The following is a 20669-nucleotide window of genomic DNA, read 5'->3' on the forward strand; positions in this document are numbered from 1 at the left end:
GATAATATAATAATAGTCAAAAAAATGAGGAATTTGTTTTTATTTGTCATATTTTGAGAGATGAAATTGTATTTTACAACTTTTACTAGAAAAAGGAAGATAATAAATGAGCTGGCAGAAATCTATTCATGACAAGCCTAAGCAGGGCAAACTATATTATTTTATGGAATATAAAAAGAAAACACCATTCTTTAAGGCGCCCATTAGAATCATGATTGATAACCCGATCATGGAAGATTATTATATGGTAAAAAATGTTGTCTTTGATGAGAAACAAATTCTTATTCTGAAGAAGGAAAAAGATCCAAATACGATTGTTTTGGTCGAAGCCATCATAGAGGACGGGAAACTTACTTATATATCCAGGCTATCTGATCAAGTGGTGAAGGATGTTGGAAAAATAATCAAGAATATCATCTAATAAGTGGAAAAAAGGAAAGGATGACGACCGTTGAATATAGGTAATGATTGGATTACGAAAGCTATGGTTATGAATACATTGTCAGGGAATCAGAAATTACCAACACAATTGGGGGCATCCGGTTCAGACTTTAGCGATATTTTTGCATCGGTATTAACAAATTTAATCAATCAATCAGAGTCACGAACGCCCATCCAGCCGAATTTGCCAGTCGATTTCTTTGGGATGAATACGGGGAACTTAACCTTCGATACTATCGTACCAGACATGAAAGAAATATCTTCAAGTTCTACCGCATCCTTGCGTTTTCAACCAACAAGTGCTGACAAAATGAATCAAGTATTGGATGGAAAGTTAAAAGGCATGGGTGACGTGTTTGTCCGTGCCGGACAGCTGTTTAATGTGGATTCGACATTACTTTCGGCAATCGCCATCCATGAAACAGGAAACGGAAAATCAAGTGCAGCCAATGTTAAAAATAATATTGCGGGTATGATGGGGGTAAATGGACTGAAATCGTACGCTTCAGTTGAGGATAGTATTATGGATATGGCACGGAATATTGGTAAAAATTACTTGGGCAAGGGATTATCAAATATAGCTGAAATTGGTGCAAAATATGCCCCTGTTGGTGCGGGAAATGATCCAACAGGCCTTAACAATCATTGGGTAAAGGGCGTAACGAAGTTTTTTAACATTCTAAAAGCTTGATGTTAATAACAGGACTTTTTGACAATGAAAAAAGATATAGATTTATGTCCCTTTTTTATAGTATATTTGTGAATGAAAATAATTTACTTTAACAATCAAAAACAATCAAAATAGAAAAAGAGGGGAAGTAGCTTGGGCAATATCAACCTTCTTCAATCTGCCTTAAATGCCTCTAGTTTACGTCAGCAGGTTATTTCAAATAATATAGCGAATGCCGAAACGCCGGGGTTTAAATCCAAAAAGGTACTATTTGAGGATATTTTAAAACAACATCTATCCAATCAAACAAATTTTGCCGGAAACCGGACAGATCCACGACATTTTCCAATTGGAAGACCTGGTGATGTACCGGTTGCGAAAATTGTAGAAAATTCTGGCACCATCATGCAAAATAACGGGAACAATGTCGACATGGATGAAGAGATGACAAATATGGGTAAGAATGCCCTGTGGTATGATACGTTAATCGAACAAGTCAACAGCGAATTTCAGCAGTTATCCATTGCCATTAGAGGAAGGAGTTAAGGAAGATGTTTAATTCTTTAAATGTAAGTGCATCCGCCTTAACAGCACAGCGCTTGCGGATGGATGTTGTCTCCTCTAATATTGCAAATGCCTCATCGACAAGAGGTAAATTAGTGGATGGAAAATGGGAGCCCTATCGCCGGAAAATGGTAGAAATGGCACCGAGAGAGAAGAGCTTTAATCAGGTATTACAAGGTGAAATGCAAAAACAAACCCAGGGTGCGCAGGGTGTTAGAGTCACGGGTATAGTCGGTGATCAAACACCTTTTAAAACCGTCTATGACCCTACACATCCTGATGCAAATGCCGAGGGATATGTCAACATGCCGAACGTGGACATATCAAAAGAAATGGTCGATTTACTTGCAACCTCAAGAGCCTATGAAGCCAATATCACATCGTTTAACACCGGGAAATCGATTATGTTAAAAGCCTTGGAAATAGGCCGTTAGGAGGAAAATAAATGAATATTTCTCAAATTGGCACAAATGCAATCAAAATGAATCAAAATGTGTTTCAAAAAACAACGGAGCCTACTCAATCAAAGACATCCTTTGCCAATGTTATAAAGGGCTATTTAGAAAATGTTGACTCAACTGTTAAACAGGCATCCGATCTTTCAACGCAAGCGGCTGCCGGGAATGTTGAAAATATACATGATGTTATGATCGCATCACAAAAAGCAAAGCTGGCTTTGGAACTGACTGTCAATGTTAGGGATAAGGCTGTAGAGGCTTACCAAGAAATGATGCGTATGCAAATTTAATGAATGATGGAAAGCTGGGCAGGGTGAAAAATGAATCGATCATGGACAGATCAAATCAAAAAAACAAAAGAGCACTTCAGCCAATATTGGGGGGCAAGAAGCAAGAAACAAAAATGGCTTTTTATAGGGGCATTTTTATTTCTTGTTATCACTTTATCGACCTTCATTTTTTTTGCGTCTCGGCCGCACTATATTCCATTGTATACGGGCCAGCTAACCCAGCGGGAAATTGGAGACATCAAGGCGGAACTCGACAAACAGGGATTTACCGATTATAAAATATCCGATGCAGGTACAATGCTGCTTGTTCCCAAAAAGGAAGCTCCAGATTTAATTGTGAGCCTCGCTTCTAGTGGTTATCCAAAAGATACCAAAATCAATTATGATATTTTTGGCGAAAATCTACAATTCGGTGCCACAGATCGACAATACGATATTCTTGAACGGGAAGCCATGCAAAATCAAGTGGCAAATGTCATTAAAAATGTCGATGGTATTAAAAATGCAGAAGTGATTTTGACTTTACCGGAAAATTCTGTGTTTGTTCGACAAGAGGACGATCAAAAAGCTAGTGCTTCCGTTATGGTGGAGGTCGAGCCCGGGGCAAAACTCAATTCTGGTCAAATTCGTGCACTATACACATTGGTTTCACGCAGTGTACCGAATCTCCCTGTAGAAAATATCACCATTATGAATCAGTACAGTGAGACATTGGCACTACAGGATTCTGATAGTGACGATCAATCCTTAGCCAAATTTGATGAGCAGAGAAAAATCCAACAAAATATTGAACGGGATATTCAGCAAAATTTACAAAACTTACTCGGCACCATTCTTGGAACGGATAAAGTTCTCGTTCATTCCTTTGTCAAATTAAACTTTGATAAGGTAAAAACAGAAGAAAAATTAGTGAAACCGGTTGGTGATAGTGATAAGGGAATCGTGATTAGCTCTGATAAGAGCTCAAAAACCTCTAGCAATACTGGGGGGAGTACGGGCGGAGTGGTTGGTTCAGGGGACACCGATGTTCCTGGTTATACGGGCAGCGACTCTGGCGGGGATAGCAATTATGAGGAATCTTCGGATCGCGTGAATTATGAAATTAATCGTATTAATAAGGAAATTATTCAAAGTCCTTATCAAATAGAGGATATTACCATAAACGTTGGGGTTGCACCTGACTCGTCTAAATCCAATTCCTTATCAAAGGAAACCCAGGACAATGTCCGAAATATTGTTTCTAATACAGTTCGAACGGCACTTGGTCATCCGGATTTGAGTCAAAAAGAGGTTGATCAGCGGATCACCATTTTTCCACATGCCTTTGTTAAGAGTACCGAGAAAGAATCAAGTCCGGCATTCAATTGGCTATATATTATTGGCGCTGCTGCTGGTGCACTTTTACTTGGCGGACTTACTTGGTTCTTGATTAAACGGAGAAAACAAAATCAACAAGAACCAGAAGAAGAGCCACTGTTTACAGCTCCTGTTGATCCAGACGCGGACTATTTCACGGAAAATGACCCGGCAATTGAGACACAATTGAAAAAGTTACTTGAGCAGCGACCAAATGATTTTTCAAAAGTAATCAAGACATGGCTGAATGAAGAGGAGGCGTAAGATCCTATGGCAACAGCATTAAAGTTAAGCGGGAAGCAAAAAGCAGCGATATTGCTTATTTCTATGGGAAGGGAAGCTTCCTCTAAAGTGTTTAATCATTTAACCGATGATGAAATCGAACAGCTTACATTAGCGATTGCGAATATAAAAAAAGTGGATGGTAAAGAAAAAGAGGAAGTTTTACAAGAGTTTCACGACATGTGTATCGCGAATGATTATTTAGCAACCGGTGGAATTACCTTTGCTCAAGATGTGCTTGAGTCTGCCTTAGGCAGAGACAAGGCCCGACAAATCATTAACCGCTTAAACACTCAGCTCCAGGTTAAACCGTTTGACTTTGCACGTCGTGTGGATCCGATGCAAATCTATCATTTCTTGCAAAATGAGCATCCGCAAACGATTGCACTCGTTTTAACGCATTTAGAGCCGCAACAGGCCTCGGTAATTCTAGCAGAGCTGCCTGAAGAACTTCAATCAGATGTAGCGCGAAGAATTGCCTTATTCGAGCAAACCTCTCCAGAAGTAATTAAAGAGGTGGAACACTTTTTAGAAACGAAGCTATCGGCTACAATCCGGAAAGATTATAGCGTTGTCGGTGGTATCGATTCGATTGTCGGCATCCTTAATGGCGTTGACCGCGGAACGGAGAAGAGTATCCTCGGGAGTCTGGAAATTAAAGATCATCAATTGGCAGAAGAAATTAAAAATCGGATGTTTATCTTCGAGGACATTATTAATTTGGATCGAAGGGCGATTCAACGGGTTATTCAGGAAGTGGAAAACCACGATTTACTTCTTGCCATGAAGGCTTCAACCCAAGAGGTCAAGAATGTTATTTTCGAAAATATGTCACAACGGATGGTCGAGACGTTCGAAGAAGAAATGCAATATCTTGGACCTGTTCGAGTGAAGGATGTTGAGGAAGCACAGGGAAGAATTGTTTCGGTTATTCGCCGCTTAGAAGACTCCGGTGAGATTGTTCTTGCTCGAGGTGGAAATGATGGCATCTTATTCTAAAGTGTTCAAGGCCTCCAATCTATCTGTAATGGAAGAAGTAATGGTCATTAAACAACCGCTTATTTCAAGTGATTTTGCTAATGAAGGTCTTGATGAATCCTCAACCTTACCGGGAAATGAAGGAATAACGATTGAGGATCATCCCTTGATCAAAGAGGCTAATGAAAAAGCACAAGAGATTATGGAGACCGCCAGCCAAAAGGCTCAGGCGATAGAGACTGCCGCAGAGGAAAAAGTACAACAGTGGTGGGAAGAGAATCAGGAAAAGCTTGAGACGATGTCACATGAAGCGAAAGAGCAAGGGTTTCTCCAAGGGTATGAAGATGGAAAACAGGAAGCTCTTCTTGAGATTCAAGCCGAATACCAAGATAAAGTAGCACTTGCAGATGATATATTACAACAGGCCTATGCCCAAAAGGAAAAGATCATAGCTGAAGCAGAGCCTTTTTTACTTGAGTTAAGTACCGCAATTGCTTCGCAAATTATCAAGCAGGAACTGGAGGATTGCCCTGATAAATTTGTTGAGGTAATCCAGCAGCATATCCTTCGCTTTAAGGAAAAAGATCATATTACCATCTGTGTACATCCTGATGATTTTCAGTTTATTCAATCACAGCGCACCCATCTCATGGCCATGGTGAACGGGGAGACGGAAATTAAAATTATCCCTGAGCATTCGGTCACTTCAAAGGGGTGTATTATTAGGACTGCGTACGGCAGCATCGACGCTAGAATTGATACACAAATGGAAGAGATTAAAAAGGTCATCCTTGAGGCAAGAAGGGGGCAGCAAAGTGACACTGTCAGCTGAAAACTATGTGAAGCTCATTCGCGGGATTGATCCTGTTCGAGTGAACGGAAAAATAACGCAAATTATCGGACTTACAATCGAGTCCCAAGGACCGGATGTTCGGATTGGTGAGCTGTGTTCCATTTATCCGACAAATTCACAAACCCCGATTCCCGCTGAAGTTGTTGGGATCAGAGAAAACAAAGTCTTGCTCATGCCCCTCGGTGAAGTCCAAGCGATTGGCCCTGGCTGTGATGTGGTCGCAAGTGGTAAACCGATGATGGTCAAAGCCGGTCATCAATTACTCGGCCGGGTGCTTGATGGGTTAGGCCAGCCGATGGATGGAAAGCCGCTGCCACTTGGGTTAGAAGAGGTACCGACACATGCCAAACCGCCCAATCCGCTCAAGCGACCGCGGATTCATTCACCATTAGGAGTCGGTGTCCGTACAATCGATGGCTTGTTGACGATGGGAAAAGGACAAAGGGTAGGGATTTTTGCCGGCAGTGGGGTCGGGAAAAGCACGCTCCTGGGGATGATTTCCAGAAACACTTCAGCGGATGTCAATGTCATTGCCTTGATTGGTGAACGGGGACGGGAGGTCCTTGACTTTTTAGAGCAAAACCTTGGGGAAGAAGGGTTAAAAAAATCTGTTGTGATTGTAGCAACATCGGATCAACCTGCCCTCATTCGGATTAAAGGAGCGTTAACGGCTACCTCGATTGCGGAATACTTTCGCGATCAGGGAAAGAACGTTTTACTTGTCATGGATTCTGTCACTCGCTTCGCGATGGCCCAAAGGGAAGTCGGGCTAGCCATTGGCGAACCGCCAACAACCAAGGGGTATACACCATCTGTTTTTGCGATGCTTCCACAACTGTTAGAACGGGCTGGAACCGGACCAAAGGGATCGATATCTGCCATCTATACGGTTCTGGTGGACGGTGACGATATGAATGAACCAATCGCCGATGCCGTTAGAGGGATTTTAGATGGACATATTGTTTTAAATCGGGCCATTGGCAGTAAAGGGATCTTTCCCTCGATTGATGTCCTTAATAGTGCAAGCCGTGTCATAAACGAAATCACTTCCGATGAACACTTAAATGCGGTGCGAATCTTTAAAAAATATCTCGCCGCCTATAACGAGGCAGAGGATTTAATTAATATTGGTGCCTATAAGAAGGGCTCAAATCGAGAAATTGATTTGGCTGTGCGTTTTAAACCGCTAATAGATAATTTCTTGCGTCAAGGTATCTATGAGCCTTCTACGTTAGAAGAAACAAGATCCTTCTTAATTTCACAATTTGGAGCGATGATGTCATGACATATAGGTTTTCTTTTCAAAAGGTGCTTGATTTCAAGGAAAAAGAGAAGGAATTTGCTGAGCAGGAATACGGTACCATCAAGATTAAGCAAATCGAGCTTGAGGAAAAAATGGAAGACTTAGAACAAGAGAAGAAAAAAATGTTCAATCAATATAATGAAGTCGATCGGAAAACAGTATCGCAAATTCTGCGTGTTCATCAGGAAATGGAACATGTCAATCAGAAAATGAAACAGCTGACAACACAATCACAGCAAATCCATCAGCAATTAGAAGAAAAACATCTCGTTCTGATTGAAAAAATGCAAGAAGCAAAAATGTGGAATCAATGGAAGGCGAAATCAAAGGCTGCATTTCAAAAACAGCTGGATCAAAAAGAACAGGCTGTTTTGGATGAAATGGCTGTCTTACGGTATTCCCGCCGGGTATGAGGAGCGAAAACAAAATGGAAGAAAAGCAGCAGGGAAAAATAAAATCGTTACTATACTTTGGGCTTATTCCGTTACTTTTTTTGGCCATATTTGGTCTGTTTATTTTTAACTGGTTAGGCTTTCCGGTTTGGAAATCGATCCAGGAATGGGGAAATAACACCCCTGTCATCAGTATGATAATGCCGGACCCTGTTTCTGAGGAATCAAAAAAGACCTCTCCGTCAGATGACTATAAAGCGAAATATCTTGATAGTGATCAAAAAGTGAAAGAGGAAGCGCAAAAAATCGCATCGTTAGAGAAACAGATCAAGTCCAATCAAGAAGAATTTGATCAATTAAAAAAGAGCAACATAGATTTGCAAAACCAGCTCGATCAAAAAGCGACGCAAAAAAACAAGGATCAACTGAAACAAGTGGCAGCTATTTATGAAAATATGGCACCTTCAAAAGCAGCAAAAATGTTTGAAGTGATGTCTTTAGAGGATGCCGCGATCACAATGTCGTCGCTAGGTCAAGAACAGCAAAGCAATATACTTGGAAGTATGAAAGACCCAAAAAAGGCCGCACAAATAACCATGCTGCTGAAGGAAATTGGAACAATAAATGATACGGATCCTGCTATTTTGAAGGATGAGCTGCAGAAAATTGTTCAAAATGATGTAGATCCTGCAGGTAGTCTAGTAGAGACAATTGCGGGGATGCCTGCCGCGCAATCAGCAAGTTTGATTCAATCGATGATGGAATCAAATGCACAAGTAGCAATGAACTTATTGAAACAGATGAGCACGACTAACCGGTCACAAATATTAACCGAAATTGCGAAGAAAGACGCAAAAATAGCCGCGCAAATTACGGTGAATTTAGAGAAATAGAGAAACTCCAAGGAAGGAGAACCAACATGAAACGCATCATGATTTTATTTGCTATGTTCTTTTATTTATTTTCCATGCAAACCACCACATTTGCCACGGGTTTAACTGCCGCCGGTGAACCTTCCGTCTATGACACTATCCAAAAGGGTGAAAAAAAAGCACCCAAAGACTCAGTAAGTAAAGAGAAGGATAGTGGCACATCTCCTTCTATATTCTCCATGTTTATTAAATTTATCGTATCGTTCGCTTTTGTGATTTTCTTGTTGTTCGTGTTATTACGATTCCTGTCAAAGCGGAACAAGGCATTGCCGTCCAATGGACCAATTATTCCATTGGGAGACCATGCACTCGGAAACAATCGTTCTGTCCAGCTCGTATTGATTGGCGGGACTATTTATGTCCTTGGAGTGGGAGAAACGGTCACACTCATCCGCACGATTACCCAAGGAGAAGAATATCAGCATTTACTCGAAAGTCTCGAGAACCAAGAAGAGGAGCCACCTGCAAAATGGGCAGCCCAAGATACGAAAAAATTGTGGAATTCTGTTTTTCAGAAACAGTTAGATAATATGAAGCAGCGCCGAGGAGGGGAGTAACCTATGTTACGGAAGTTAGCTATTCTCGTTCCCCTCCTTACGCTCGGGTTCATCTCTGTTGCCTATGCTGCAGAACCGGCAAGTTCGCTTTTACCTGGACTCGATATAGCCTCGGATGACCCAGATAAGGTCTCGAATACGGTCCGGATCATTCTACTGATAACCGTGTTATCGATTGCTCCGGCGATTTTAATGTTGATGACTTGTTTTACGCGAATTGTCATTGTGCTCGGATTTGTCCGTAATGCCCTTGGCACTCAGCAAATACCGCCGAATCAAGTGATGATCGGGTTGGCTCTTTTTATGACGTTTTTTATCATGGGTCCTACTTTTTCTCAAATCAATGATGAGGCCTACCAACCGTTTATGGCGGGGAAAATCACCCAAGAGCAAGCCTTCAAAAAGGCAACTGATCCCATGAAAGAATTTATGACGAAAAATACTCGGGAGAAGGACCTGGCCTTGTTTATGGATTATGCCAAGATGGAAAGGCCGAAATCGGTGGAGGACATCCCGCTAACGGCCCTTGTTCCTGCCTATGCCATTAGTGAATTAAAAACAGCCTTTCAAATGGGATTCATGATCTTTATTCCCTTTCTGGTCATCGATATGATCGTTTCTAGTGTTTTAATGTCAATGGGGATGATGATGCTGCCACCGGTCATGATCTCGTTGCCATTTAAGATTTTACTGTTCATTTTGGTTGACGGCTGGCATCTAATCATCGGGTCACTGCTAAAGAGTTTTTAAAAGGAAGTGTCATTCATGACCACTGAAATGGTATTACGTATAGCCCAGGAGGCCATTTACACAATCCTTATTGTGATTGCCCCTGTTGCCGGAGTCGCTTTAGCCGTTGGATTATTGGTAAGTATTTTTCAAGCAGCCACCCAGATTCAGGAACAGACCTTGGCATTTATTCCAAAGATTCTTGCCGTGTTTCTGACCTTGCTTGTCTGCGGGGCGTGGATGCTCCGACATGTCGTTGATTTCACTGAACACTTATTGGGAAATCTTTCTCAATTTGTCGGGTAGGTGATGACGATGGATGCTTCCACATTATGGAGCTTTTTACTTGTATTTGTCCGGATATCGTCCTTTATGGTGGTGGTTCCCGTTTTTTCGGGACGGCAAATACCGGCAACTTACAAAATTGGTTTCAGTGCGGCCCTTGCGATTCTCTGTGTCGGGTTGGTGAAGGAACCAATTGATACGTTACCGCAGTGGACACTGCTTCTATTAATCTTAAAGGAATTTCTTGTCGGCATTGTGTTAGGGATGACAGCGGCGCTTTTACTCTATTCTGTCCAGTTTGCCGGCTCCCTTTTAGATATGCAAATAGGTTTTTCCATGGCTAGTCTATTTGACCCTAATTTTGGATTATCAGAACCACTAACAGGGAGATTTAAAAATATTCTTGCCATGCTCCTATTATTTTCAACGAATGGTCATCTGTTATTAATTCAGGGGATCTTGGCCAGTTTTGATTGGATATCATTGCAGGATACCATACCCGCTTTCATGGATGGCAGGCTGTCCGCCTTTCTTTTGGAATGCGTAAAGCAAATGTTTATGATTGGCTTTATGATGGCCGCTCCCATATTGGGTGCCATGTTTGTTTGTGACGTTGCCTTAGGTATTCTTGCAAAAACGGTTCCGCAATTGAATATTATTTCTGTTGCGCCGCCATTAAAAATATTACTTCATTTTGCGCTCTATATCGTTCTACTGCCAGGTTTTATTTATCTAGTAAACATTTTATTTGAAAATATGTTCGGTTCAATGTCTTCTATTTTAAAAATAATGGGGGCGTAGGCATGCTGCTGCGTTTAGATTTACAATTATTTTCCGGTGAAAAGACGGAAAAGGCAACGCCCTCGAAACGGCGTGAGGCAAGAAAAAAAGGGGATGTCGCAAAAAGCCCTGAAGTATCTACTGCTATTACGCTGCTCCTTTGCTTCGGATTTTTACTGGTCGGAGGAAAGAGTTTAGTCGCTGGTTGTTTAACCATCTATCGTCATAGTTTCCAAGAGTATATGCTTTGGGATCTATCAATCGCAAGTACAAAACTATTATTTAATCAACTAGTGTTGGATGCGGGGAAATTGGTTGCCCCCATTTTACTAGTGGTGCTTGTGGCTGGAATTGCCGCCAATTTAATGCAGGTCGGCTTTATGTTTAATTTTTCTTTAATAAAAGTGGATTTTACAAAAATGAATCCTTTGTCAGGATTGAAACGGATGTTTTCCGTGCGGTCCTTAGTAGAATTAGTAAAATCGATTTTAAAAATTACCTTTATTGCTGTGATTGTCTTTTTAGTCATCTGGCAGAAAAAAAATCAATTTCTTGTCCTTGGCGAAAAAACGATATGGGATACAGCTAGATTTATAGGTTCTTTGATTCTTCAAATTGGCTTAGCTGCAGCGGGATCTTTGATCATATTGGCGGCGGCCGACTATATCTATCAAAAGTTTAGTTTTGAAAAGAAAATCCGGATGTCCAAACAGGATATCAAGGATGAGTATAAGAAGTCTGAAGGTGACCCATTTATTAAGGGAAAACGAAGATCCATCCAACGGCAAATGGCCATGAATCAAATGATTCGTGAAGTGCCGAAGGCTGATGTGGTCATTACCAACCCTACACACTTTGCGATAGCGATCCGTTATGATTTTGACACGATGGATGCCCCGCAGGTGATTGCGAAGGGGCAAGACTTTATCGCATTAAAAATAAAAGAAATTGCCAAGGAACATAAGATCACCACGGTTGAAAACAGGCCCTTGGCACGTGCATTATTTGCTTCAGTTGAAATAGGCGGGACGATTCCTGAAGAACTGTTCAATGCCGTGGGTGAAATATTAGCATACGTTTATTACCAGGAAGGAAAATATAAGGGGATGATGACATGAAGGCAAAAGATATATCCGTATTAATTGTAGTTATTTTGATTGTTGCCATGATGATCATTCCACTTCCTACTTTATTACTAGATTTCTTGTTGATTTGTAATATTTCTGTGTCACTGTTGATTTTATTGGTGGCCATGAATACAAAAGAACCTTTGGAATTTTCTATTTTTCCAACAGCCTTGCTGTTGACCACCCTATTCCGTCTCGCACTCAATGTATCAACGACACGTTCCGTCCTCTCGAAGGCGGATGGCGGGCAAGTGATTGAAACCTTTGGTTCCTTTGTAGTCGGTGGGAGCCCTGTCGTTGGTTTTGTGGTGTTCTTAATCCTTGTGGTCATCCAATTTATTGTTATAACCAAAGGATCAGAAAGGGTTGCTGAAGTGGCAGCTCGGTTTACCTTGGATGCGATGCCAGGTAAACAAATGAGTATTGATGCCGATATGAATGCCGGATTAATTTCTGAGCAGGATGCCAGAACGCGACGCCGTAAAATCGAAATGGAAGCTGATTTCTACGGGGCAATGGATGGTGCCAGTAAATTTGTTAAAGGGGATGCCATTGCCGGCATTGTGATCCTTTTGATTAACGTCATTGGCGGTTTTATTATTGGCATGGTCATCCATGGTATGGGTTTTGCAGAGTCAGCTAGTACCTTCACACTACTTTCAGTCGGGGATGGATTAGTCTCCCAAGTACCGGCACTACTCATTTCAACTGCAACCGGTATTACCGTTACACGTGCCGCCTCCGATGGGAATTTAGGATCGGATATAATGGAGCAAGTTTTCAGTTATCCGAAGCTATTATTTATTGTGAGTGGAACCATTCTTCTTCTTGGATTATTTACGCCAATTGGCCTCTTCCTTACGGTACCGGTGGCGGGAATTCTAATTTTTAGCGGTATAACGATGCAAAGGTCGATGAAAAAAGAAGAACTACGCACCGAACAAATGGAAATGGCGGACATGGAGGAGGATATCCGCAGTCCTGAAAAGGTAGTCAACCTGCTCCAACTAGATCCGCTTGAATTGGAAATTGGCTATGGCTTAATTCCATTGGCAGATCAGAAACAGGGTGGCGATATTCTTGATCGAATTATCATGATTCGCCGGCAGTTCGCGATTGAATTAGGATTGGTTATTCCCACTATTCGCATTCGTGACAACCTGCAGTTACCTGCGAACGAATATTTGCTCAAATTCCGTGGGAATAAAATCGCATCTGGAGAAGTGTATTTAGATCATTATCTGGCGATGAATCAAGGGGCAGATGTGGGTGAAATAGAGGGTATTCAAGTAATTGAACCTTCTTTCGGTTTACCGGCCGTGTGGGTGACAAACGAGGAAAAACAAAAAGCCGAATTAATGGGCTATATGATTGTGGATCCACCATCTGTGATTGCGACCCATTTAACGGAAGTATTAAAGCAGTACGCACACCACTTGCTACATCGAGAAGAAACGAAAGAATTAATTGATAACTTGAAAGAAAGTCATCCTAATTTGGTCGATGAACTTGTTCCCAATTTGTTATCTGTCGGGGAAATCCAGAAAGTATTACAAAATCTTCTTCGTGAACAAATATCGATTCGCGATTTAGGGGCCATTTTTGAAACCTTGGCAGATTATTCGGTATACACCAAGGATCCTAGAGTGTTAACCGAATATGTTCGTCAGTCGTTAACAAGGCAAATTACGGAACAATATGCGGATAATGGGGTCATTCAAGTATTAACGGCGGGGGCAACATTAGAAAAAGGTATTTCTGATGGGATCCAGCAAACTGAATCTGGCGGTTATTTTCTTTCCATAGATCCGCAGGTTTCACGGAGGATTACCGAGGAACTGCATGGACAAATTGAGCGAATTATCAAAGCAGGCGGTCAGCCTATTTTCCTGACATCACCGTCCATTCGCATGTATTTGAAACAATTTATTGATAAAATCATGCCCACAGTCCCTGTGCTTGCCTATACAGAGCTTGAGCCTGACATTGAGATACAAAGTATAGGAGTGGTCAACATATGAAGACGAAAAAAATTGTTGCAGATTCCATTCCCCTTGCATTAAAAATGGTCAGACAGCAATTAGGGGATAATGCGATAATTGTTAATACGAGGTCAATCAAAACAGGTGGATTCTTTGGTTTTTTTACAAAACAAAAATTTGAAGTAACCGCCTATGCTGCCGAGAAGGAAGAACCACGAGATCATCGAACGATTGCATTAGGATTAATTGAAAAAGCAGGAGAAAGTCTGGTTGAAAAAAATAATCCCGACAGTCAGAAATTTGAACCTATCGAGTTAGACAGCAGAAAGATTCATATCGAAAAAAAGAGTGAACAAGTAACAATGGACAGTCAATCCGTTGATAAAGCAGAAGTAGAGGATAAAAACAACTCTGTTTTTCATAAGAAGCCGCAAATGCTCTATCAATATTATGCACAGACGGCTGAAAAGGGAGTATCAGAGGTTGAGACTAAAACGCCTCAGTCGGTGGAAACTGAAACGGAGCTCATCAATGAAATAAAGGACCTCAGGAAAATGATGATGGTCTTTATGACGAGTGAAAAGCAGGGAAATACATCATCTACACGTCTATCCAAGTGGATCAATCGCTTGAAAAAGAAAGGAGTAGATGATGAAGTGTTGGAATATATCGTGATTTACACGATAAATTCCATGCTGAACAGATATGGTTCACTGGTTGATGCCAGTGATGAGGTAATTGAAAAAGAAATGATTTCCATTATTCAAGGGATTATCGAAAAGAGAATTCCCAAAACAACGAATCCTAATGAAGATGTTCGAATGATCAAGATCATTGGACCTACAGGAGTTGGAAAAACGACTTCCATTGCGAAACTGGCAACGGAACAAATTTTAAAACAAAAACGGAGAGTAGCACTAGTTACAACGGACGTTTATCGAATCGGGGCGGTTGAACAGTTAAAAACCTACGCCGGAATTTTGAATGTTCCGATTGAAGTGGCGCGCTCAAGTGACGAACTCAATCAAGCGCTTACCAATCTTGCCCATTACGACCTTATTTATATGGATACCACCGGTCGTAACTATAAAGATGAAAAAAATCGTGAATCGGTAGCGGAGTTCTTGCATCATCCGATTAAAAGTGATAATTATTTAGCCTTAAGCTTAACAACCAAGTATGAGGATCTAAGGCTGTTATTGGACGAGTTCTTGGAGAGTCCTGTCAATAAATTAATCTTAACCAAGTTTGATGAAACAACTAACTATGGATCGATTCTCAACATTGCCTATAAATACCCTTATCACATTGCCTATATAACCAATGGACAAAGTGTACCCGAGGATATAACCGTAATTGATGCGCCAATGCTTGCTAGTTCCTTAGTGGGAGATGATTTGTAAATGGATCAAGCCCAAAGACTTAGGGAATATATGCAACGCTATCAAGTTCAAGAAACGCGTAAACTGTCATCTCGCTTAATTACGATTACCAGCGGTAAGGGTGGTGTCGGTAAATCTAATTTCACGATTAATTTTGCCTTGGCATTGAAAGCTACCGGAAAAAAGGTAGTCGTCCTGGATTTGGATTTGTCTACTGCAAATATTGACATTCTCATGGGCGCTTCCTCGAAAAATAGTCTGGCGGATGTGCTCCACCAGCGGAAATATCTCTTAGATTGTATTGAAAAAGGTGCCGGCGGGATTGATTATATTGCAGGTGGACTGGACATCAATGACCTTTTGCGATTGGACAATAGGGCCCTTGCTTTTTTTATGGACCAAATTCAAGAACTGCAATCCTATGCGGATTTCATTTTACTTGATACCGGTGCAGGGATTTCGAAGGAATTAGTTGATTTTATCCTGGCTTCTGATGAAACGATTTTGGTCACGACACCAGAACCGACCTCGGTTGCGGATTCCTATGCAGTCATGAAGACCGTTCATCAATTCACCGCCAAATCACCACCGCCCTTTCGATTGGTCGTCAATCGTGCTCAATCGTATCGCGAGGCTGCGGAAACGTCAAGAACATTAAAAAACGCCTGCAATGTGTTTTTGAAAATGAAATTAACGAGTTTGGGCTTCCTAATGGAGGATCCTCACGTCCAGAAAGCTGTCAGGGCACAGTCGCCATTTTATTTATCGTATCCAAATTGTGAAGCATCAAAAAACATCAATCAAATTTTATATACGTTTTTACCAGACATGGAGGAGGCTGTTCCATCCTCTAATGGAATCCGTGGTTTTTTTGAAAAAATAATGTCTTTAAGGAAATCGTAAAACCAGGAGGGATCACAAGTTGAAATCTGCTATCAATGAAACCGTTCCACACCAGCTCCTTTGGAGAACGTATCAGGAAAAACCTGATTCTCTTACGCAGGAAAAATTGGTGAAACAATATACACATTTGGTGGAACGAGTAGCAAACCGGCTGAGTATGAGCATCCCACAGCGAATCATTCCAAAAGAGGATTTAATCAGTCTGGGTTATATCGGTTTACTCGAAGCCATCAATCATTTTGATTATCGAAAAGGCTATCAATTTGAAACGTATGGGTTGTGGCGCATAAAGGGAGCCATGCTGGATGGAATTCGCAAAATGGATTGGATCCCTAGGGGCTTAAGAGAGAAAGCCAAAAAACTAAATAATGCTTTTCGTGATTTAGAGCAATCGTTAATGAGAACCCCTACGGAAGAGGAAATTGGCCACTACTTAAATATTTCGGCTGATGAAGTAGACCAAACCATGGCGGCTGTATCCTTTTCTACCTTGCTGTCTCTTGATGAACCAATGAAGAATGGGGATGAGGATGGGAAACAGCAAAATCGATTGGACCAACTTCAAGATGATCAGTCACCTTCCCAGGAACTGCAAATGCAAAAGGGTGAACTGCAGAAATTGATTGCACTCTTTATTGATACGATGCCAAAAAATGAAAGGCTGGTTCTTACGCTTTTCTATTTTGAGGGTTTAAGCCAAGTTGAAATTGCTGATGTGTTGAATTTGACAAAGGGCCGTATTTCGCAAATCCATTCCAAGGCCATTCTTCGGCTGCGACAAGGCTTTGAAAAGAAAGGATATTCTTTTCACTCATTTGTATAATGATTATTTATCTTTTTTTTGAAACCTTTTGCCGAATACTATATAATTTTCGTTAGGGTCAATCCCATTACAAGGGCTTGTCCTACATAATTTACTAGGATTGGGAGTAGGAACATGGAAAAAGTACTTATATTTGGTCATAAAAATCCTGACACAGATACGATTTGTTCTGCGATTGCTTACGCAGATTTAAAAAAGCAATTAGGATTGGATGTTGAACCGGTCCGTCTTGGACAACTGAATGGGGAAACACAATTTGCACTCACTCAATTTCATGCTGAAATTCCACGTTTGGTCGAAGCGGTGGCAGCTGAAGTTAACGCCGTTATTTTAGTGGACCATAATGAACGTCAACAAAGTGCCAATGATATAAATGAAGTTCGCGTTCTCGAAGTAATCGACCATCATCGGATTGCTAATTTTGAGACAAGCGACCCCTTATATTACCGCTGCGAGCCTGTCGGCTGTACCGCGACGATTTTAAATAAAATGTATAAAGAAAACGGAAAAGAAATGAAACCGGATATTGCCGGATTAATGTTATCCGCTATTATTTCTGACACATTATTATTCAAATCACCAACCTGCACACCAGAAGATGTGGCAGCAGCGCGTGAATTAGCTGGGATTGCCGGTGTTGAGGCTGAAAGTTATGGTTTAGAAATGTTAAAAGCCGGTGCAGATGTGCGCGATAAATCTGTTTCTGAGCTTTTAACCCTTGATGCCAAGGGATTTGAAATGGGTACTAGTAAAGTCGAAATTGCCCAAGTGAATGTGGTGGACACTGCTGACGTTCTAGCCCGTCAAGGGGAATTAGAAGCAGCCATTTCCGCCATTATCGAAGAGAAAAACTTGGATTTATTCCTCTTTGTCGTAACCGATATCTTAACAAATGATTCGGTTGGGTTAGCCCTAGGCCGCAAGACTGAAGCTGTAGAAAAAGCTTATAATGTAACCCTAGTCAATAATACGGCAACATTAAATGGCGTCGTTTCTCGTAAGAAACAAATTGTACCTGTGTTAACCGATATTTTTACAAAATAGGAATAAAAAACCGTTCTTCTTTTCCGAACGGTTTTTCGTTTGGCTAAAGTGAATCCGCTTTCTTCTTGGTTTCCTCCTTTTGATGATTCATGAGGTAAAATGTTAACGGCTGCTCGGATCCTGTCATCAATTTATAGACATAAGAGGATGTCACTTTATAGCCATCTTCAATTTTTGACGCTAAATAATTGGTTCGTTCGAAAAGAATGGAGCGAATATGGTTCACTTGACGCGCTAATTTGTCTAATAGTGCGTCTTGATTGTCTAAACGCTTCAACACACTACCTTGTAAATCTTCTTGTTTCTCCATTTTCAGCGCTGCTGTCTTTTGTAATTCCAGTTGTTCATTCATTTGCATGGCAAGCAGTTGATTGGCTTCCTCATTTTTCTCTAATCGATACCTTAAATCCTTCAGCTGTGTGTCTAGTTGATTCCACTGATGTACTTTTGACTCCTCGTTTTGGGAAAAGCGCATGCCAAGTTCAGCAAGTGCTTGATTAAGGGCATCATTAGCTTTTTGTTGGTCACTTATTAATTCTGCTAAGAAGTCTTGTCGTGAAACCTGCTGATTTGGCTCGTAAAGTACTTGCCCATTTTTATATACGTCCGGATGATTCCTTCTATTTATATATAATCCCATACCACTCTCCGCCTTTATTATTTTTAGATGTGGTATTGTATGCTATTACGTACGGACATGAATGGGCTAGTCCGATTAGATTGTAAAAAATCAGCAGGAACGGACATTATGTACTCTTAGTTGTATATGAAATTCGCAAGAGTTACTATACAATTAAGAATTTACTAAAAATTATTACCCCTTAGGAGGAATTCACGGATGTAAGTAGAAACAAGAGTAAAGGCGATAAAATGTTTACATATTTTTAAATGAAAAGAAGGGAAGTTAGCGTTTTGACGAATAAAGTTAAACAATATGCAGAACTATTGGCTGAAGCAGAATCAAGTAGAATTGGAACGGCACCACTTACGACAGTTGATTCTGAACTCACGGTAAAAGAAGCCTATTTTATCCAACTTGAAAACATTAACAAAAAATTAGAGCAAGGACAAAAGGTAGTCGGTAAAAAGATTGGCCTAACCTCCTTAGCGATGCAGAATCTGCTTGGTGTCGATGAGCCGGATTATGGTCACTTGTTAAACACGATGGTCGTGGAAAATGGAGGGCGTATTTCTATAGAAGATGTCCTGCAGCCGAAGGTAGAGGCGGAAATTGCCTTCATATTAAAAAAGGAATTACGTGGACCAAATGTAACCACTCTTGATGTGATTCAAGCAACCGATTATGTTGTTCCGGCGCTTGAAATCGTTGATAGTAGAATTAAAGATTGGAAGATTAAGCTGGCCGATACCGTTGCTGACAATGCGTCATCAGGTTTCTATGTCCTTGGCGGCAAGCCAACAAGATTAGCGGATGTTGATCTTGAATTAATCGGCATGGTATTAACGAAGAACGGTGAACTTGTTAACACGGGCGTTGGGGCTGCTGCATTAGGAAACCCAGCTACTTGTGTTGCCTGGTTAGCCAATAAATTGGCTGAGTTCGATATTCCCCTTCGAGCCGGGGAAGTGATTCTATCTGGTGCGTTATCGGCGGCCGAACCTGCGCGTGCAGGTGAGTCATTTACAGCAAGATTTGCGCATATCGGGCAGGTTAGTGTCCATTTTTAATAGGTTGAAAAGGGGGGAAATCATTTGAGTCAATTTAAAGATATAGCCAATTATTTGATTTTAGCAGAAGTAGAAAAACGAGAAGTGGTTAGAGTCACGGCAAATCTAAAGCCTGATTTAACGGTGGAAGAGGGCTATCTTGTTCAACAGGAAATTGTTAACAGGAAATTAGAAGAAGGAAGAAGAATCGTTGGACCGAAAATGGGCTTAACGAGTCAAGCAAAAATGAAACAAATGGGGATTGAAGAACCCATCTATGGATATGTGTTTGATTATATGCTGATTGAAAATGGCGGTCGGGTTCGATTACATGAAATGATTCATCCTAAGGTGGAAGCAGAAATTGCTTTTATTATCGGTGAGGATATTGAAGGCCCCGGTGTAACGGGTGCTCAAGTGCTAGCGAAAACGGAGTATGTCATACCTGCTCTTGAAGTGATTGACAGTCGGTATGAAAACTTTAATTTTACTTTGCCAGATGTAATCGCAGATAATGCGTCTACTTCAAGAGTTGTTTTTGGTACTACGCTGAAGAAACCTGAACAATTTGAACTGGATTTGGTGGGTGCCACTCTTTCTATTAATGGCGAAATCAAGGATTTGGGTGCGGGTGCAGCCGTTCTTGGACACCCGGCACATTCTGTAGCCATGCTGGCAAATATGCTGGCTAGAAAAGGGGATAAGGTTCGAAAAGGGGATGTCATCTTAACAGGAGGAATTACCAGTGCAATCATGTTGAAAAATGGCGATGTTGTCAGTGGTAGATTCGATGGTTTAGGTGAAGTTATTTTCACCGTAACGGATTAAAAGAGACTAATAAAGAAATATAGACGAATAAGGATGGTTGTC

At 41.0% G+C, this 20669-nt stretch carries 24 protein-coding genes; 23 read left to right on the top strand and 1 reads right to left on the bottom strand.

From position 1 onward, the window contains the following. The first annotated feature begins 106 nt into the window (after positions 1-106). The 21 genes from G6554_RS20575 (at position 107) to G6554_RS20675 (ending at position 18131) form a co-directional block, all read left to right on the top strand. On the top strand, positions 107-421 hold the full coding sequence (locus G6554_RS20575) for a hypothetical protein (RefSeq protein ID WP_166245305.1): 315 nt from the start codon (positions 107-109) through the stop codon (positions 419-421). Positions 422-451: 30 nt separating this feature from the next. Continuing rightward, a complete protein-coding gene (locus G6554_RS20580) occupies positions 452-1132 on the top strand; it encodes a glucosaminidase domain-containing protein (RefSeq protein ID WP_242637835.1) in 681 nt (226 codons plus the stop codon). Between the two features lie 132 nt (positions 1133-1264). After that, positions 1265-1657, top strand: coding sequence for a flagellar basal body rod protein FlgB (gene flgB, locus G6554_RS20585; RefSeq protein WP_166245307.1), 393 nt, complete (start codon positions 1265-1267; stop codon positions 1655-1657). Positions 1658-1662: 5 nt separating this feature from the next. Further along, a complete protein-coding gene (flgC, locus tag G6554_RS20590; protein WP_166245308.1) occupies positions 1663-2109 on the top strand; it encodes a flagellar basal body rod protein FlgC in 447 nt (148 codons plus the stop codon). Between the two features lie 11 nt (positions 2110-2120). Beyond that, positions 2121-2423 carry a flagellar hook-basal body complex protein FliE gene (gene fliE, locus G6554_RS20595; protein WP_166245310.1) on the top strand — a complete coding sequence of 101 codons (303 nt, stop codon included), beginning with the start codon at positions 2121-2123 and terminating at the stop codon, positions 2421-2423. A gap of 30 nt (positions 2424-2453) precedes the next feature. Further along, a complete protein-coding gene (fliF, locus tag G6554_RS20600; RefSeq protein ID WP_166245312.1) occupies positions 2454-4043 on the top strand; it encodes a flagellar basal-body MS-ring/collar protein FliF in 1590 nt (529 codons plus the stop codon). Between the two features lie 6 nt (positions 4044-4049). Further along, entirely contained in the window at positions 4050-5060 is a 1011-nt protein-coding gene (gene fliG, locus G6554_RS20605; protein ID WP_166245314.1) for a flagellar motor switch protein FliG, read from the top strand. Next, positions 5041-5871 carry a FliH/SctL family protein gene (locus tag G6554_RS20610; protein WP_166245316.1) on the top strand — a complete coding sequence of 277 codons (831 nt, stop codon included), beginning with the start codon at positions 5041-5043 and terminating at the stop codon, positions 5869-5871. Before fliG ends, G6554_RS20610 begins: the two co-directional genes overlap by 20 nt. Further along, the gene (gene fliI, locus G6554_RS20615) at positions 5855-7177 is read left to right on the top strand and encodes a flagellar protein export ATPase FliI (RefSeq protein ID WP_166245318.1); all 1323 of its coding nucleotides are present in this window, start codon (positions 5855-5857) and stop codon (positions 7175-7177) included. Before G6554_RS20610 ends, fliI begins: the two co-directional genes overlap by 17 nt. Next, entirely contained in the window at positions 7174-7608 is a 435-nt protein-coding gene (locus G6554_RS20620) for a flagellar export protein FliJ (protein WP_166245320.1), read from the top strand. Before fliI ends, G6554_RS20620 begins: the two co-directional genes overlap by 4 nt. Positions 7609-7622: 14 nt before the next feature. Beyond that, entirely contained in the window at positions 7623-8480 is an 858-nt protein-coding gene (locus G6554_RS20625) for a MotE family protein (protein ID WP_166245322.1), read from the top strand. Positions 8481-8506: 26 nt separating this feature from the next. Beyond that, positions 8507-9076, top strand: a complete 570-nt coding sequence (locus G6554_RS20630) for a flagellar biosynthetic protein FliO (RefSeq protein WP_166245324.1) — start codon at positions 8507-8509, stop codon at positions 9074-9076. A 3-nt stretch (positions 9077-9079) separates the two neighbouring features. Then, on the top strand, positions 9080-9826 hold the full coding sequence (gene fliP, locus G6554_RS20635) for a flagellar type III secretion system pore protein FliP (RefSeq protein WP_166245326.1): 747 nt from the start codon (positions 9080-9082) through the stop codon (positions 9824-9826). A 15-nt stretch (positions 9827-9841) separates the two neighbouring features. Then, complete coding sequence (fliQ, locus tag G6554_RS20640) at positions 9842-10111, top strand: flagellar biosynthesis protein FliQ (protein ID WP_166245328.1); 270 nt, start codon at positions 9842-9844, stop codon at positions 10109-10111. Between the two features lie 9 nt (positions 10112-10120). Continuing rightward, positions 10121-10891 carry a flagellar biosynthetic protein FliR gene (fliR, locus tag G6554_RS20645; RefSeq protein WP_166245330.1) on the top strand — a complete coding sequence of 257 codons (771 nt, stop codon included), beginning with the start codon at positions 10121-10123 and terminating at the stop codon, positions 10889-10891. 2 nt (positions 10892-10893) lie between these two features. Next, positions 10894-11988, top strand: coding sequence for a flagellar biosynthesis protein FlhB (flhB, locus tag G6554_RS20650; RefSeq protein ID WP_166245332.1), 1095 nt, complete (start codon positions 10894-10896; stop codon positions 11986-11988). Continuing rightward, positions 11985-14018, top strand: coding sequence for a flagellar biosynthesis protein FlhA (flhA, locus tag G6554_RS20655; protein WP_166245334.1), 2034 nt, complete (start codon positions 11985-11987; stop codon positions 14016-14018). Before flhB ends, flhA begins: the two co-directional genes overlap by 4 nt. Then, positions 14015-15382 carry a flagellar biosynthesis GTPase FlhF gene (flhF, locus tag G6554_RS20660; RefSeq protein ID WP_166245336.1) on the top strand — a complete coding sequence of 456 codons (1368 nt, stop codon included), beginning with the start codon at positions 14015-14017 and terminating at the stop codon, positions 15380-15382. Before flhA ends, flhF begins: the two co-directional genes overlap by 4 nt. Next, complete coding sequence (locus tag G6554_RS20665; RefSeq protein ID WP_166245338.1) at positions 15383-16264, top strand: MinD/ParA family protein; 882 nt, start codon at positions 15383-15385, stop codon at positions 16262-16264. A 19-nt stretch (positions 16265-16283) separates the two neighbouring features. Next, positions 16284-17087 (top strand): sigma-70 family RNA polymerase sigma factor, encoded by an 804-nt coding sequence (locus G6554_RS20670; RefSeq protein WP_166245340.1) that lies wholly within the window; start codon positions 16284-16286, stop codon positions 17085-17087. A gap of 114 nt (positions 17088-17201) precedes the next feature. After that, on the top strand, positions 17202-18131 hold the full coding sequence (locus tag G6554_RS20675) for a manganese-dependent inorganic pyrophosphatase (protein ID WP_166245342.1): 930 nt from the start codon (positions 17202-17204) through the stop codon (positions 18129-18131). A 43-nt stretch (positions 18132-18174) separates the two neighbouring features. Here G6554_RS20675 and G6554_RS20680 read toward each other — a convergent pair whose 3' ends face one another. Beyond that, positions 18175-18771: a hypothetical protein gene (locus G6554_RS20680; RefSeq protein WP_166245344.1), complete on the bottom strand. Its 597-nt coding sequence runs from the start codon at positions 18769-18771 to the stop codon at positions 18175-18177. Positions 18772-19043: 272 nt separating this feature from the next. Between G6554_RS20680 and G6554_RS20685 the strand changes: the two genes are divergently transcribed. Both G6554_RS20685 and G6554_RS20690 read left to right on the top strand, forming a co-directional pair. Continuing rightward, positions 19044-19820 (top strand): 2-keto-4-pentenoate hydratase, encoded by a 777-nt coding sequence (locus tag G6554_RS20685; RefSeq protein ID WP_166245346.1) that lies wholly within the window; start codon positions 19044-19046, stop codon positions 19818-19820. A gap of 24 nt (positions 19821-19844) precedes the next feature. Further along, on the top strand, positions 19845-20627 hold the full coding sequence (locus G6554_RS20690) for a 2-keto-4-pentenoate hydratase (protein ID WP_166245348.1): 783 nt from the start codon (positions 19845-19847) through the stop codon (positions 20625-20627). The last annotated feature ends 42 nt before the right edge of the window (positions 20628-20669 follow it).

The organism is Bacillus sp. MM2020_4 (assembly GCF_011250555.1).
In the GTDB taxonomy this organism is placed as follows: Bacteria; Bacillota; Bacilli; order Bacillales; family Cytobacillaceae; genus Neobacillus.